Consider the following 14,303-nt stretch of genomic DNA (forward strand, 5'->3'; position numbering starts at 1 on the left):
GGGTTTCCTCCGGCCGCCGGGCAGGGACGGCGCGCGGCCCGGGGCGGGCGCGGACGGCGCGAAAGGCGCACCCGGCGTCCCGGGTGCGCCTTCCTCAGTGGACAGACGTCAGGCGTCGTAGTCCTGGTCGAAGCGGTCCTGCGCCTCCATCTGGGCCCGGCGCTCCTCGTCGGAGCGGTCCTTGGCCCGGGAGGCACGCGACGACGCCTCGTCCTTCGCGTTGCCCATCTTCGCCCTCGCCTGGTCGGCGAGGTCCTGCGCCTTGTCCCTGAACTGGTCTGCCTTGCCCATGAAGGTTCACTCCTGTGTGAGGGGTACGGGGCGTGACGCCCCTTGGGCCTCGACCAGCGTGGCACGGCAGAACATTCCACGCATTTCGATCAGGCACCCTCGGTAGTCGCCGGGCCCCGGCCCACCGAGCGGGCCTCCTCGTCGGCCGCTCCGCCGGCGCCCACCAGGCCCTTGGACACACCGGAGAGCCGCGGTTCGAAGCGCTTCATCTCGCGCTGCCCGACGGTGGCGATGAGCCCCGGGAGGTAGCCGCGCACCGACTGCATCCCGCGCAGCCACCACTGCGCGTAGACGTGCGCCGAGCGCCGCTCGATGCCCGCCACGATCCGGTCCACGGCCGGGCCCAGCGGGTAGGTGCGGTTCGACGGCCAGGGGAGCCGGGAGCGCAGCTCCTTCATGACGTCGTCCTGGTCCGCGCCGCGCACCATGTCGGTGTCGGTCCAGGACAGGTAGCCGACGCCGACCCGCACGCCCTTGTAGCCGACCTCCGCCCGCAGGCTGTGGGCGAAGGCCTCGACGCCCGACTTGGAGGCGCAGTACGCCGTCATCATCGGTGCGGGCGTGATCGCCGCCAGGGAGGCGATCTGGAGGAAGTAGCCACGGGACTCCGTGAGGACCGGCAGGAACGCGCGGCCGGTCACCGCCCCGCCGATCAGGTTGACCTCGATGACGCGCCGCCAGGCCACCGGGTCGGAGTCCACGAAGGGGCCGCCGGCGGCGACGCCCGCGTTGGCGACGACGATGTCGACCTTGCCGAAGCGCTCCTTGACCTCCTCCGCCACCCGGGCCATCGCCACGTGGTCGGTGACGTCCGCGTGCCACCAGTCGGCCTCGGTGTGCAGCCGCGCGGCGACCTGCTTCAGCTCCTCCGGCTCCAGGCCGACGAGCGCGATCCGCGCGCCGCGCGCGGAGAGCTTGCGGGCGAGGAGCTCGCCGACACCGCGGGCCGCGCCCGTGACGACCGCGACCTGCCCCTCCAGGCTCACCCTGCTCATGCGTCCTCCTTCACACCCAGGTACGTGACGGTCAGTTCGCGGATCTGCCCGGTGACGACCTCCGGGGCCTCCACCGGTGTCATGTGGCCCATGCCCGCCAGTTCGACGAGGCCCACGCAGCGGGGCAGTGCCGCCGCGATCGTGCGCGCGTGCACGGGCGGGGTCAGCCGGTCCGCCGTGCCGACGAGCACGGCCACCGGCTGCGTCAGGTCCGCCAGGCCCGCCTCCAGGTCGAGCTCCGCCAGGACGTGCGACCAGGCCACCCGGGCCGGGCGCGGGCAGGCGTGCACGATGCGGGCGCAGGCGTCGACCCGGTCCGGCGCCGAACCCGGGCCCATCGTGGCGTACTTGAGGACCTTCCGGGAGACCGGCGTGACCGGCCCGAGCGGCGCCCTGGCTCCCAGGATCCCCCGGGTCAGCCGGCTTCGCAGGCCGCCCGGCCGGATCGGCACCACGAGGGACTCGGCCACCAGCCGGGCGGGGCCGGTGGAGCACAGCAGCACGGCGGCGGCGTGGTCCCGCAGACCGGGGCGGTCCGCGGCGGCCATGATCGTCATGCCGCCCATGGAGTGCCCCGCCAGGACCGCCTTCTCGCCGGGCGCGAGGGTCGCGGCGAGGACGGCCTCGAGGTCGTCGGCGAGGGCCGCGGTCGAGTAGCCGGACCGGCCGACCTGCGGCGTACGGCCGTGGCCGCGCTGGTCGTAGGCGATGACCCGGTGGTCGGCGGACAGGTCGCGTATCTGCTCGGCCCAGAAGGCGATCGAACAGGTCCAGCCGTGCGCGAGGACGACGGCCGGGGCGTCCTCCGGCCCGAACACCTCGACGTGGATCCGCGATCCGTCGGCCGAGACGGCGGTCAGTTCGCGCGCGGGGCGCGGTGCGGCGGGTCCCCCGCCGGTCAGCCGGCTCACTTGACCTTCTCCTTCTTCTCGGCGGTCCGCGGGGCGGCCTCGGCCTGCTCCTGCCTGGCGGGGGCGCGCAGCACCTCGTACTCCGCGAGGTCGACCTGCCTGGTCTCGCGCCGGAACTCGCCCGTGGTGCCGGGCCACAGCGTGGTGTTGCGGCCGTTGGCGTCGAGGTACCAGCTGTCGCAGCCGCCGGCCTTCCAGACCGTGCGCTCCATCCGGGACTGCACCTTGCGGTTCCAGGCGCCGACGGCGGAGGGCCGGGCGGCGAGGGCGGCGCGGCCGCCGAGGACGTCGAGCTGGCGCATGTAGTCCGCCAGGTAGTTCAGCTGGGACTCGATCATCAGGATCATGGAGGAGTTCCCGAGGCCCGTGTTGGGGCCGATGATCGTCATCCAGTTGGGGAAGCCGGCGGCGGTGGCGCCGCGCAGCGACTCCATGCCGTCCTTCCAGGTCTCCGCGAGCGTGCGGCCCTCGGCGCCGACGACCCGTTCGGCGATCGGCATGTCGGTGACGTGGAAGCCGGTGCCGAAGACGATCGCGTCGACCTCGGTCTCGGTACCGTCGGCGGCGACGAGCGTGCTGCCGCGGATCTCGCGCAGCCCGGAGGCGACGACGTCCACGTTGGGCTCGGCCACCGCCGGGTAGTACTCGCTGGACAGCAGGATCCGCTTGCAGCCGATGCGGTACGACGGGGTCAGCTTGGCCCGGAGCACCGGGTCCTTGATCGCCTTGGCCATGTTGGCCTTCGCGATCGACTCGACCAGACCGAGCTCGGTCGGGCGCTTGGTGAAGGCGCTCACTTGGAGTTCACGGATGCCCCAGAGCAGTCCGCGGCGCAGCGTGCCGGTCACCGGCAGCTTGCGGTGCAGCCAGCGCTCGGGGCCGGTGATGGCGCGGTCCATGCGCGGCATCACCCACGGGGGCGTGCGCTGGAAGAGGGTGAGCGTGCCGACGCGGGGCTGAGCCGGAAGGTGTCGGTGACGTGCTCCAGGTAGGCGCGGATGTGCCGCTGCCCGGAGAAGGTCCGCGGCCAGTCGGCGTTCGGCGCGAAGGAGAAGGAGTAGAGGTGCGAGGGGACGTCGCAGGCGCAGCCGGGATAGCTGTTGTCCCGCCAGGTCCCGCCGACGGAGTCCGCCCGCTCCAGGACGACGAAGTCGGTGATCCCCTCGCGCCGCAGCCTGACCGCCGCGCCGAGGCCACCGAAGCCCGTTCCGATCACCGCCACCCGCACATGCTCGTGGTTCGTCATGCCGCCTCCGCCGCACCCAGGACTCCGCCAGCAATCACTGGCACGATTGGGAGAGTAGAGCAGCTCCATACCGAGCGGTAGGGGTACGACGAGGGAAAGTTACCGGCGGTACAACATAGGCTGGCCGCGTGGCGGAAGGATCGGATCACGTGACGGATCAGGCGGCGGGACGGACGACGGGGCAGCCCGGCCGGGCGGGCGGAACGGGCCGCGCCGACCGGACGGGCACGGCCGACCCGGCATCCGGCGTCCGTGAGTACCGGATGGAGGAACTGGCCTCCGAGGCCGGCATCACCGTGCGCACGCTGCGCTTCTACCGCGAACGCGGCCTCATCCCGCCGCCCCGCCGCGAAGGCCGGATCGCCTGGTACGACGAGCACCACCTGGCCCGGCTCCGCACGATCGCCGCCCTGCTGGAACGCGGCCACACCCTCAACGGCATCGCCGACCTCACCGCCGCCTTCGAGAGCGGCCGGGACGTCGGCGAGGTGCTGAGCCTGGGCGAACCCACCGAGGAGGAGCCAGTCCGGCTCACCCCGGAGGAACTCGCCGACCACTTCGCCGGCGAGGTCACCCCCGAGAACCTCGCCGCCGCGCTCGACCTCGGCTACCTCGCGACCGACGGCGAGGAGATCATCCACATCAGTCGCCGGCTGCTGGACGTCTCGGCCGCGCTCGTCAGGGAGGGCGTCCCGCTGGCCGCGGTCCTGGAAGCGGGCGGCCGGGTCCGCGAGCACGCGGACGCGCTGGCCGCGCTCTTCACGGACCTGCTGCGCGCCCACGCCGAGGAGAAGGACGTCGAGCGGCTGCGCCCGCTGGCGAAGAGCGTCGTGGAGGCCGAGCTGTCGATGGCGCTCGACCGCAGGCTGCGCGAGGCGCCCTGACGGCCGGACCGGCGGGACGCCCCCGGGCGCTCCCGGAGCGCATGATCAGGTGACAGGTTCTTCAAAGGTTCTTCATCACTCCCGGCCTACGTTCGATCCGCCCGCCGCACCCGCGGCCGGGCGAGGCGGGACGAGCGGGAGAACCGATGAGGACGAACCGGGTACTGCTGGCCGCGGCGGCCTCGGTCATGGCGTTCGCGCTGACCGGCTGCGGCGGTGACGACGGCGCGGCGAAGGTGCCGACGGCCGACGGCGGCGGATCGTCCGCGTCGGCGGGGGCCACCGGCGGGAAGGACGGCGCGGGCGGCAAGGACGAGATCGCCGCCTACGTGGACGGCCAGCGCGCGTACGTGACGTGCATGCGGAAGAACGGCGTCGACCTGCCCGACCCGGACGCCCGGGGCCGGATCGACTACGGCACCGGCGGCAACGCGCTCACCCTGAAGAAGAACCCGAAGTTCGTCGCGGCCTCCCAGAAGTGCGCCTCGCTGGCGCCGGCCGTCCCCGAGAGCCTGGAGAAGGCCGACAACCCGAAGCTGACCCCCGAGCAGCTCAAGACCCGGCGGGACTACGCCGCCTGCATGCAGAAGAACGGCGCGCCCGACTTCCCCGACCCCGGCCCGGACGGCGACTGGGGCGGCTCCTCGGGCTCCGAGTGGAACCAGACCTCGGCCGGCGCGCGACGCGCGACGCGGCTCTGCGCGGCGATCAACGGCGACCCGACCGACCCGCCGCCGGCCAAGGGCTGACGATGACGGAGACGGTGACGCAGGCCGCCGACGCGGTCGCGGCGGCCGGCCCGCCGGCCCGGCCGCCGCGCGGCCGGTACCGCCGGCGGACGGTGCTCGTCGGGACGGCCGTGGTCGTCGTGGCGGCGGTGGCCGTCGCCGGGGCGCTCGGGCTCGGCGGGGGCGGGGCCGAGGGCCCGGGCGCCCCGCCCCGGGCCGGCTCCCTGGTGCCGGTGACGAGGACCACGCTGACCGAACGGACCTCGGTGGACGGCCGGTTGGGCTTCGGCGCGGAACTGCCGCTGCCGGTCAAGGCCCAGGGCACCGTGACCTGGCTGCCCGAGGCCGGCACGACGGCCGAGCGCGGCGACGAACTGCTGCGGGTCGACGACCGGCCGGTGACCCTGCTGTACGGGGCCCTGCCGATGTACCGCGACCTCGGACTCGCCCCGCGGGAGGACGCCGAGGCCCCGGCCGGGCGCACGGCGGACGACGGCGGGCAGGGCGAGGGGAAGGGCACCTCCCCGACCCCCTCGGGGTCACCGGCGCCGGGGGGCGCCGGTGACCGGGGGACGGCCGGCGGGACCGGTGCCGGCGGCACCGCCCCCCGCGTCACGAGAGGCATGGACGTCATGCAGTTGGAGACCAACCTGGCCGCCCTCGGCTACACCGGCTTCACCGTGGACGAGACGTTCACCCGCGGCACCGCCGAGGCCGTCAAGCGCTGGCAGCGGACGCTCGGGCTGCCCCGGACCGGAACGGTCGGCGTGGGCGACGTCGTGTACGCGGCGGGCCGGGTCCGGATCGGCCCGGCCGGCACCTTGCTCGGCCAGGCCGTCGGGGAGAACACCCTGGCGTACACCGGTACGGCCCGGAAGGTGGTCGTCGACGCGTCCGCCACGGACGCCGCCTGGGCCGTGCGCGGGGCGGCCGTCACGGTCGGACTGCCCGACGGCGCCACGGTCAGGGGCGAGGTGGTGTCCGTCGGCAGGCAGGCGACCGCCGGCCACGGTGCCGGTCACCGTCGGCATCAAGGACCAGAAGTCCGCGGGGCGTTGGGAGAGCGGCCCGGTGACGGTCGAGTACGTCGGGCGGGAGGTCGCGAACGTGCTGAGCGTCCCGGTGTCCGCCCTGGTCGCCCTCGCCGAGGGCGGGCACGGCCTGGAGACGGCGGACGGCCGGTTCGTCGCCGTCAGGACCGGTCTGTTCGCCGACGGCAGGGTCGAGGTCCGCGGCCCGGCCGTCCGCGAGGGCATGAAGGTGAGGATCCCCGAATGACGGTCACGGGGTGCGACACGGTGGTGGAGTTCGACGCCGTCGGCAGGACCTACCCCGGCGGTGTGGCGGCCGTACGGGACGTGAGCCTGCGCATCGGGCGGGGTGAACTGGTGGCGATCGTCGGGCCCTCGGGCTCGGGCAAGTCCAGCATGCTGAACCTGATGGGCAGCCTCGACCGGCCGTCCACGGGGCGCGTCCTGGTCGACGGCCACGACGTGGCGGCCCTGTCCGACCGGGAGGTCTCCGCCCTGCGCGCCACCCGGATCGGCTTCGTCTTCCAGCAGTTCCACCTCGCCGTCGGGGTCCCCGTCCTCGACGCGGTGGCGGACGGCCTGCTGTACGCGGGCGTGCCGATGCGCCGCCGCCGCGCCAGGGCGTCGGCCGCGCTGGAACGGGTGGGCCTGCGCCACCGGACGCACCATCTGCCGCACCAGCTCTCCGGCGGCGAGCGCCAGCGCGTCGCGGTGGCCCGCGCGGTCGTCGGGGAACCGGCCGTCCTGCTCGCCGACGAACCCACCGGCAACCTCGACTCCGCCTCGGGCGCGGCCGTCCTCGCCCTGCTGCGGGAACTGCACGCCGCCGGCACGACCGTCGTCGTCATCACCCACGACCGCGAGATCGCCGCGGAGCTGCCCCGGCGCATCGAGATGCGCGACGGCCGGGTCGTCGCCGACACGGCGCACGGCGCGACGATCGGGGCACCCCGGTGAAGCGCACCGCCACCGGGGCGGCCGGACGGGATCCGGCGACCCCGGCCGACCCGCCGGCGCGGTCCGCGCTGCGCGCCGCGCGACTCGGCCCCGCGGACGTCGTCCGGCTCGGCGGCACCGGTCTGCGGACCAGGCCGCTGCGGGTCTTCCTGTCCGCGCTCGGCATCGCCATCGGCGTGGCCGCCATGATCGCCGTGGTCGGCATCTCCGGCTCCGGCCGGGCGGAGGTGGACCGGCGGCTGGACGCGCTCGGCACCAACCTGCTGCGGGTCGCGCCCGGCGAGACCCTCTCCGGGGACGCGGCCGCGCTGCCGCCGGAGTCCGTGGCCATGATCCGGCGCGTCCCGCCCGTGCGGCAGGTCGCCGCCACCGGCGCGACCGGCGCCCGGGTCTACCGCAACGACCGCATCTCCCTGGGCCGCACCGGCTCCCTCGACGTGCTCGCCGCGGGCTCCGGCCTGCTGCCCGCCGTCGGCGGACACGTCCGCAGGGGGCGCTGGCTGGACGGCGCGACGGAGGACTACCCGGCCGTCGTGCTCGGGGCGACCGCGGCCCAGCGCCTCGACGTGTACACCCCGGGGATCCGGCTCTGGATCGGCGGCCGCTGGTTCTCGCTGATCGGCGTGCTCGACCCCGTACCGCTCGCGCCGGAACTCGACAGCGCCGCGCTGGTCGGCTGGCCGGCCGCCGGGACGTACCTCCGCTTCGACGGCCATCCGTCGACCGTGTACGTCCGGGCGGAGGACAGCCAGGTCGCGGCGGTGCGGGCGGTGCTGGCGGCGACGGCCCACCCGGCGAAGCCCGGCGAGGTGCGGATCTCGCGCCCGTCGGACGCACTGGCGGCCCGCGAGGCCACCGAGTCGGCCCTGACCGGCCTGCTGCTCGGCCTCGGCGGGGTGGCCCTGCTCGTCGGCGGGGTCGGCGTCGGCAACACCATGGTGATCTCGGTGCTGGAGCGGCGCCCGGAGATCGGCCTGCGCCGGGCCCTGGGAGCGACCAGGGGGCAGATCCGGACCCAGTTCGTCACGGAGTCCCTGCTGCTGTCGCTGATCGGCGGCCTCGGCGGGACGGTCCTGGGGACGCTGATCACCGCCGGATACGCCGTCAGCCGCGACTGGCCGACGGTCGTCCCCGTCTGGGCGAGCGCGGCGGGCGTCGGCTCGACCCTGCTCATCGGTGTGATCGCGGGGCTCTATCCCGCGGTCCGGGCGAGCCGGCTGTCGCCGACGGAGGCGCTGGCCGGCACCTGAACGGGGCCGGGGGCGGCCCCGTTCGGGACCGCCCCCGGCGTGCTCCGTTCGTCAGGACCCGGGCGCGCTCAGCGCGTCCGGGACGGCGTCAGCACGGGACGAAGCTGCCGCCGTTGCTCAGCAGGTCGTCACGGATCCAGCCGTACACGTTGTCGGAGCGGTTGTGCAGGTAGGTCCACGTGTAGCCGTCGTTGCCGACGGTGTAGCAGAAGTAGTTCAGCTGGTCGTTGTTGTAGGCGATGCCCTTGCTGACGCAGCCCGTGCTGGACCCGCTGCGCTCGTTGGCGCCGTTGGCGTAGTTGCCCCACGCCGAGCCGTCCTTGTCCGAGGCGCCGGTGCCACAGGCGGCGTGGGCCGCCGCCGGCGTGGACGCGACGACCGGAATGGCCAGTGCCGCCATGGCGACGGCGGGAAGAATTGCTGCGATTCGACGCTTCACTTCGAAACCCCCAAGAATGTCGTTTCGTCAGCACTGCACCCAGGGCCGGACGGAACCCGGAACGAATGCAGCGGCCTCTGCGCCGAACGTGCGGCGAGCGGCGTGAAAACCGTCGCCCGCCGACGGAGATGAAGAAATGCTTCCGGCGCGGACTGACCCATTTCGGGCACCTCCCGGTCCGGAATTCTCCCGGGCGAAATCCCGCCGCTCCCAGGGGAAATCGGCCGTTCCGCCGCCCTTTCCGATCCCCGGCCGCAGCCCCTCCCCCGTCCCGTAGCGTGGGAAATCCCCGACCGAAGGAGTCCCCTTGAGCGCACGCCTCCCGTCGTCCGGTCCGGGTGGGCCGCGATGAGCTTCCGGCTCCGTGCGCTCGGCCTGCTCATGCTGGTCGCCCTGACCGCCACCGCCGCCACCGCCTGGCTGACCCTGCGCCAGGCGAACCGCCAGGTCCGCGAGGCCGTCGCGGCCGGCCAGGAGGAGGTCTCCCGGATCACCGGCGAGCTGCGCGGGTACGGCTTCGCCCACGGCACCTGGGACGGGCTGGCCCCTACGGTGGGCGCCCTCGCCCGGGACACCGGTCAGCGCATCCGGGTCGCCACCGAGACCGGCGTCGTCCTCGCCGACTCCGACGCCCTCCAGGGCCGCGAACCCCGCGCCCTCGGCAGCCAGCCGGCCGTCGTGGTCGACGCCCGGCCCGTCCTGGCCCTCCCCGCGGGGCTGGTTCCGGGGGCCGCCCGGAAGGTGACCGTCACCGCGATCGGCGACTACCGCGCGACCGCGGCGGACGCGGTCTGCCTGACCCGGGCGGGCGCCGCGGTGACGGCCCGCGCCGACGAGCTCGGCCTGCCCGCGCTCACGACCCCCGTCCGCCCGGCGCAGTGCCGCGAGCCGTCCTCCCCGGACGTCGCGCAGCGCGCCGCCGACGACGCGGCGACCCGGCGCWGCGCCGGCGAGGGGCCGCTCACGCCCTGTCTCCGGCAGGTCTTCCACGAGCGCACGGCCTCCGTCGCCCCGGCCCGGCTCGACGTGCGCCTTGGCTACCAGGACGAGTCGCCCCCGGCGCTCGCCGCCGCGCCCACGGTGGCCGTCGCCGTCGGCGTGGCCCTCGCCGCGATCCTCGGCGGCCTGCTCCTGAGCCGGGCCGTCCTGCGGCCCGTCCGGGCCATGACGATCGCCGCGAAGGACCTCGGCGAAGGGGACCTGGGGCGACGGGTGCCCGTCTCGGGACGGGACGAGATCGCCCGGCTCGGCGGGGCGTTCAACCGCATGGCCGACTCCATCCAGGCGGGCGAGGCCCGGCAGCGCCGGCTCACCGGCGACATCGCGCACGAGCTGCGCACGCCGCTGGCCAATCTGCGCGGCTATCTGGAGGCGCTGCGGGACGGCGTGATCGAGCCGACGCCCGAGGTGCTCGCCTCCCTCCACGAGGAGGCGCTGCTCCAGCAGCGGATCGTGGACGACCTCCAGGACCTCGCCCTGGCGGAGGCCGGCGCCCTCACCTACCACCGCTGCGAGGTCGACCTGCGCGAGCTGCTGGAGGCCAGCCGCACGGCGCACCGCGCCCAGGCCGAGACCGCGGGCGTCGCGCTGGAACTGGACGCCCCTCGGCCGGTGTACGTGACCGCGGACCCGGACCGGCTGCGGCAGGTCGTCGGGAACCTGGTCGGCAACGCGCTGCGCGCCACGCCGCCGGGCGGAGGCGTGACCCTGGCCCTGGTGCCGCACGCCGAGCTGGCGGTCGTCGAGGTGCGGGACACCGGCCACGGGATCCCCGCGGAGGACCTGCCCCGCCTCTTCGACCGGTTCTGGCGCGCGGACGCCTCGCGCGGGCGGGCGACGGGCGGCAGCGGCCTCGGTCTGTCGATCGCCCGCCAGATCGTGACCGACCACCGGGGGACCATCGACGTGCACAGCACGGTGGGGGCCGGGACGACGTTCCGGATCGTCCTGGGCGCGCGGCCGGGACCGGGCGGACCCGGGGCGGGCTGACCCTCCGGGCACGCCTCAGACGGTGCCCGCCGTCCCGTCACCGTCGGCGAGCCGGTACCCGCGCCCGTACACGGTCTCCAGGTGGCGGGGGCGGCCCGGGTCGGCCTCCAGCTTCCGCCGCAGGTTCATCACGTGCGCGTCGACCGTGCGCTCCAGGACGTCCCGGTCGAAGCCGAAGACCCGCTCGATGATCTGCGCCCGGGTGAAGACGCGGCCCGGCTCGCGGGCCAGCGCCTCCAGGATGGCGAACTCCTTCGAGGTCAGCGTCACCGGACGGCCGGCCACCCGGACCTCGAAGCGCGCCGTGTCCAGCTCCACCTCGCCGACCCGGAGCAGCGCGGTCTCCGCCGCCGCGCCGCCCTTGCGTGAGCGGCGCAGCAGGGCCCGTACCCGGGCGGTCAGTTCCCGCGGGCTGTAGGGCTTGGTGAGGTAGTCGTCCGCGCCGAGGTCGAGGCCGAGGAGCATGTCCTCCTCGGTGCTGCGGGCGGTCAGCAGCAGAATCGGCACCTCGGATCCCTCGGCGCGCAGAATGCGGCAGACGTCGAGACCGTCGACGAACGGCAGCATCACGTCGAGAACGATGAGATCCGGCCGACCGGATCGCGCCTTTTCGAGTGCGGCGCGTCCGTCGGCCACGACTTGGACGGCGTTTCCCTCGCGTTCGAGATACACCCGGATCAGTCGTGACTGTTTTTCGTCGTCCTCGGCGACCAGAATGCGCGCGTTCAACGATTTCCCCCCACCCGGAACCGCTCTTTCCCGCACGGTATTACAGAGCGGCCCGGGAGGGTGTCCGGACCGGCCCCGTTCCCGTCCGGACGAGCGCCCTCCACGGGACTGCCCTCAGAGCTCGTAGACCGCCGTGACGGGCGCGTGGTCGCTCCACCGCTCGCCGTGCGTGGCGGCGCGCTCGACGAAGGCCTTGACGGCCCGCCGGGCCAGACCGGGGGTGGCCACCTGGTAGTCGATGCGCCAGCCGCTGTCGTTGTCGAAGGCGCGTCCGCGGTACGACCACCAGGAGTACGGGCCCTCCTGGTCGGGGTGGAGCGCGCGAACGACGTCGACGTACTCGGCCTCGTCGAAGACGCGGGTCAGCCAGGCCCGCTCCTCGGGGAGGAAGCCGGAGTTCTTCTGGTTGGTCTTCCAGTTCTTGAGGTCGGCCTGCTGGTGGGCGATGTTCCAGTCGCCGCACACCACGACCTCGCGGCCGTCGGCGGCGGCCCGCGCCTTGAGCTCCCGGAGGTACGGCAGGAACTCGTCCATGAAGCGGACCTTCTCGTCCTGCCGGTCGGTGCCGACCTCGCCGGACGGCAGGTAGAGGCTGGCGACGGTGACACCGGGCAGGTCGGCCTCGATGTACCGGCCGCTGCCGTCGAACTCGCTCGATCCGAAGCCGACCTGCACGCGGTCCGGCTCACGACGGGTGTAGAGGGAGACGCCGGCACGCCCCTTGGCGGCGGCCGGGGCGTGCGCGGTGAACCAGCCCTCGGGCGCGCGGACCTCCTCCGGGAGCTGCGCCGCCTCGGCGCGCACTTCCTGCAGGCAGACAGCGTCGGCGGAGGTACCGGCCAGCCACTCCACGAAGCCCTTCTTGGCGGCGGCTCGGAGACCATTGACATTCACGGACGTCACAGTGAGCATCCCGGGAGAATACCGACACGGGAGGCCCCGGGTCGGGTGGCGCATACATGTACGATGTATCGCATGATTATCCGCCCCACCCCGTACGACCACCCCGACGCGGTCAAGCTCGAAGACGCCGTGCAGCTGGAGTACGCCGTCCGCTACGGCGACGAGGGCGACGCCACCCCCCTCGACGCGGGGATGTTCCTCCCGCCCCTCGGCCTCTACCTCCTCGTCTACGACGCCGAGGACCGCCCGGTCGCGACCGGCGGCTGGCGCACCCAGGACGAGAACGACGAGGGCTACGCGAACGGCGACGCCGAGCTGAAGCGCATGTACGTGATCCCGGAGGCCCGCGGCCTCGGCCTGGCCCGCCGCGTCCTGGCAGCCCTGGAGGACGACGCCCGCGCTGCCGGACGGACCCGGATGGTCCTGGAGACGGGTGTCATGCAGCCGGAGGCGATCGCCCTCTACGAGTCCAGCGGTTACGAGCCGTGCACCAAGTTCGGCCACTACCGCCTGTACGAGAACAGTCGTTGTTTCGCCAAGAGTCTGACGCGCCCCTGACATCTCCGCCCTTCTCTGGCAGCCTTCTCACGCACGTCGATCCGCACCGCTCTCATCCCCACCTGCCTCGGCAGAAGGAGACATGCGTGAGACGCCATCGCACAGTCGCGGCCGCCCTGTCGGCCGCCTGCACCCTGCTCGTCGGCGCCCTGACCACGACACAGGCCCAGGCCGCCGACACCACCCCCGCCGCCGCTCCCGCCGCCCGCTCCGTCACCGCGACGCAGCAGCAGCGGGCGGCGGCGTTCTGGACCCCGGCCCGTATGAGGTCGGCCACCCCGCTGGACCTCCGGCTCGTTCCGGGCGCCCGCACGGAGGTCGCCCGCGCGGAGCGGCCGACGACGGTCTCGCCCACCGCGGCGGCCCCCGCGGCCTTCCCGCAGGCGGGCGGGGCCTGGACCGGCGGCGGCGCGGTCGTGAAGACCTCGGGCAGGGTCTTCTTCACCTTCCAGGGCCGTACGGCCTCCTGCTCCGGCAACGCCGTCACCAGCCGGAACGCGAGCACGGTCGTCACGGCCGGCCACTGCGTGAAGTACCAGGGCGCCTGGCACACGAACTGGGTCTTCGTCCCCGGCTACGCCAACGGCAGCGCGCCGTACGGGCAGTGGACGGCGACGAAGACGCTCACCACCCCGCAGTGGGAGGCGAGCGAGGACATCAACTACGACGTGGGCGCGGCGGTCGTCGCCCCGCTGGACGGCCGGACGCTGACCTCGGTCACCGGCGCCCAGGGCATCCAGTTCAACGGGGGCTACAACAAGCCGATGTACGCCTTCGGCTTCCCGGCCGCCTCCCCGTACGACGGCAGCAAGCTGGTGTACTGCTCGGGGAACTCCTCGAAGGACTTCCTTCTCTCCCAGGACCACGGCCTCGCCTGCAACATGACGGGCGGCTCCAGCGGCGGCCCGTGGTTCACCGGCTTCGACGAGTCCGCGGGAACGGGCCTGCAGGTCTCGGTGAACAGCTTCGGCTACGCGTTCCTGCCGAACCGCATGTTCGGCCCGTACTTCGGCAACGACGCGAAGGCGCTGTACGAGAAGGCCCAGACGTCCTGACACCCACGCGCACCGCGCAAACGCGGAGATCCCGCCCGATCTTCCGATCGGACGGGATCTCCGTTGTGCGCTGGTGGACCTGTGGGGATTTGAACCCCAGACCCCCTCGATGCGAACGAGGTGCGCTACCAGACTGCGCCACAGGCCCTTGCGACGTGTGAAACATTAGCATCCCGATCGGGGTACTCGGAAATCCGCTCCCCGCAGGTCAGCCGACGCGTCTCATTCGTTGGCCGCGCGGGGGCGGTCGTCGTCCGCGTACTGGTCGAAGAGCGGGGTGCGGCCGTGGTCGCGGTTGCGGCGCTGCGGGGCGCTGCGCTGGCGGGGAGCCGGGGAC

13 protein-coding genes, 1 tRNA gene and 2 pseudogenes are annotated in these 14,303 nt (G+C 73.8%); 8 read left to right on the plus strand and 8 right to left on the minus strand.

The window, feature by feature from the left end:
- Positions 1-108: 108 nt before the first annotated feature.
- The 4 genes and pseudogenes from EAO71_RS16115 to EAO71_RS16130 all read right to left on the minus strand — a co-directional run bounded on the left by EAO71_RS16115 (position 109) and on the right by EAO71_RS16130 (position 3,443).
- Positions 109-291 (minus strand): hypothetical protein, encoded by a 183-nt coding sequence (locus EAO71_RS16115; RefSeq protein WP_147978362.1) that lies wholly within the window; start codon positions 289-291, stop codon positions 109-111.
- An 89-nt stretch (positions 292-380) separates the two neighbouring features.
- Positions 381-1,286, minus strand: a complete 906-nt coding sequence (locus EAO71_RS16120) for an SDR family oxidoreductase (RefSeq protein WP_147978363.1) — start codon at positions 1,284-1,286, stop codon at positions 381-383.
- On the minus strand, positions 1,283-2,197 hold the full coding sequence (locus EAO71_RS16125) for an alpha/beta fold hydrolase (protein ID WP_147978364.1): 915 nt from the start codon (positions 2,195-2,197) through the stop codon (positions 1,283-1,285). The genes EAO71_RS16120 and EAO71_RS16125 overlap by 4 nt, the downstream gene beginning before the upstream one ends.
- A pseudogene (locus EAO71_RS16130) lies at positions 2,194-3,443 on the minus strand (flavin-containing monooxygenase). Before EAO71_RS16130 ends, EAO71_RS16125 begins: the two are co-directional and overlap by 4 nt.
- A gap of 263 nt (positions 3,444-3,706) precedes the next feature.
- On the opposite strand from EAO71_RS16130, the gene EAO71_RS16135 reads away from it, so the two are divergent.
- The 5 genes and pseudogenes from EAO71_RS16135 (at position 3,707) to EAO71_RS16155 (ending at position 8,293) form a co-directional block, all read left to right on the plus strand.
- Positions 3,707-4,327, plus strand: a complete 621-nt coding sequence (locus tag EAO71_RS16135) for a MerR family transcriptional regulator (RefSeq protein ID WP_147979331.1) — start codon at positions 3,707-3,709, stop codon at positions 4,325-4,327.
- A 146-nt stretch (positions 4,328-4,473) separates the two neighbouring features.
- Positions 4,474-5,076, plus strand: a complete 603-nt coding sequence (locus EAO71_RS16140; protein WP_147978365.1) for a hypothetical protein — start codon at positions 4,474-4,476, stop codon at positions 5,074-5,076.
- Positions 5,077-5,687: 611 nt separating this feature from the next.
- Positions 5,688-5,762 (plus strand): annotated as a pseudogene (locus tag EAO71_RS38845) (hypothetical protein); the annotation flags it as partial.
- A gap of 567 nt (positions 5,763-6,329) precedes the next feature.
- Positions 6,330-7,043 (plus strand): ABC transporter ATP-binding protein, encoded by a 714-nt coding sequence (locus EAO71_RS16150; RefSeq protein ID WP_147978366.1) that lies wholly within the window; start codon positions 6,330-6,332, stop codon positions 7,041-7,043.
- 68 nt (positions 7,044-7,111) lie between these two features.
- The gene (locus EAO71_RS16155; protein ID WP_187282748.1) at positions 7,112-8,293 is read left to right on the plus strand and encodes an ABC transporter permease; all 1,182 of its coding nucleotides are present in this window, start codon (positions 7,112-7,114) and stop codon (positions 8,291-8,293) included.
- An 88-nt stretch (positions 8,294-8,381) separates the two neighbouring features.
- On the opposite strand, the gene EAO71_RS16160 is transcribed toward EAO71_RS16155, so the two are convergent.
- A complete protein-coding gene (locus EAO71_RS16160) occupies positions 8,382-8,732 on the minus strand; it encodes an SH3 domain-containing protein (protein WP_147978368.1) in 351 nt (116 codons plus the stop codon).
- 348 nt (positions 8,733-9,080) lie between these two features.
- Between EAO71_RS16160 and EAO71_RS16165 the strand changes: the two genes are divergently transcribed.
- Complete coding sequence (locus EAO71_RS16165; protein WP_147978369.1) at positions 9,081-10,721, plus strand: sensor histidine kinase; 1,641 nt, start codon at positions 9,081-9,083, stop codon at positions 10,719-10,721.
- A gap of 15 nt (positions 10,722-10,736) precedes the next feature.
- Here the strand turns inward: EAO71_RS16165 and EAO71_RS16170 are convergent, their stop codons facing one another.
- Together EAO71_RS16170 and EAO71_RS16175 are read right to left on the minus strand one after the other, a co-directional pair.
- On the minus strand, positions 10,737-11,450 hold the full coding sequence (locus EAO71_RS16170; protein WP_147978370.1) for a response regulator transcription factor: 714 nt from the start codon (positions 11,448-11,450) through the stop codon (positions 10,737-10,739).
- Between the two features lie 114 nt (positions 11,451-11,564).
- On the minus strand, positions 11,565-12,362 hold the full coding sequence (locus EAO71_RS16175) for an exodeoxyribonuclease III (RefSeq protein WP_147978371.1): 798 nt from the start codon (positions 12,360-12,362) through the stop codon (positions 11,565-11,567).
- A 63-nt stretch (positions 12,363-12,425) separates the two neighbouring features.
- Between EAO71_RS16175 and EAO71_RS16180 the strand changes: the two genes are divergently transcribed.
- Both EAO71_RS16180 and EAO71_RS16185 read left to right on the plus strand, forming a co-directional pair.
- The gene (locus tag EAO71_RS16180; RefSeq protein ID WP_147978372.1) at positions 12,426-12,911 is read left to right on the plus strand and encodes a GNAT family N-acetyltransferase; all 486 of its coding nucleotides are present in this window, start codon (positions 12,426-12,428) and stop codon (positions 12,909-12,911) included.
- 86 nt (positions 12,912-12,997) lie between these two features.
- Positions 12,998-13,966, plus strand: a complete 969-nt coding sequence (locus tag EAO71_RS16185; RefSeq protein ID WP_147978373.1) for a trypsin-like serine peptidase — start codon at positions 12,998-13,000, stop codon at positions 13,964-13,966.
- Between the two features lie 71 nt (positions 13,967-14,037).
- On the opposite strand, the gene EAO71_RS16190 is transcribed toward EAO71_RS16185, so the two are convergent.
- Positions 14,038-14,114, minus strand: a tRNA-Ala gene (locus EAO71_RS16190).
- Positions 14,115-14,303 lie beyond the last annotated feature (189 nt).

This window comes from Streptomyces sp. MS191, from assembly GCF_008042125.1.
GTDB lineage: Bacteria > Actinomycetota > Actinomycetes > Streptomycetales > Streptomycetaceae > Streptomyces.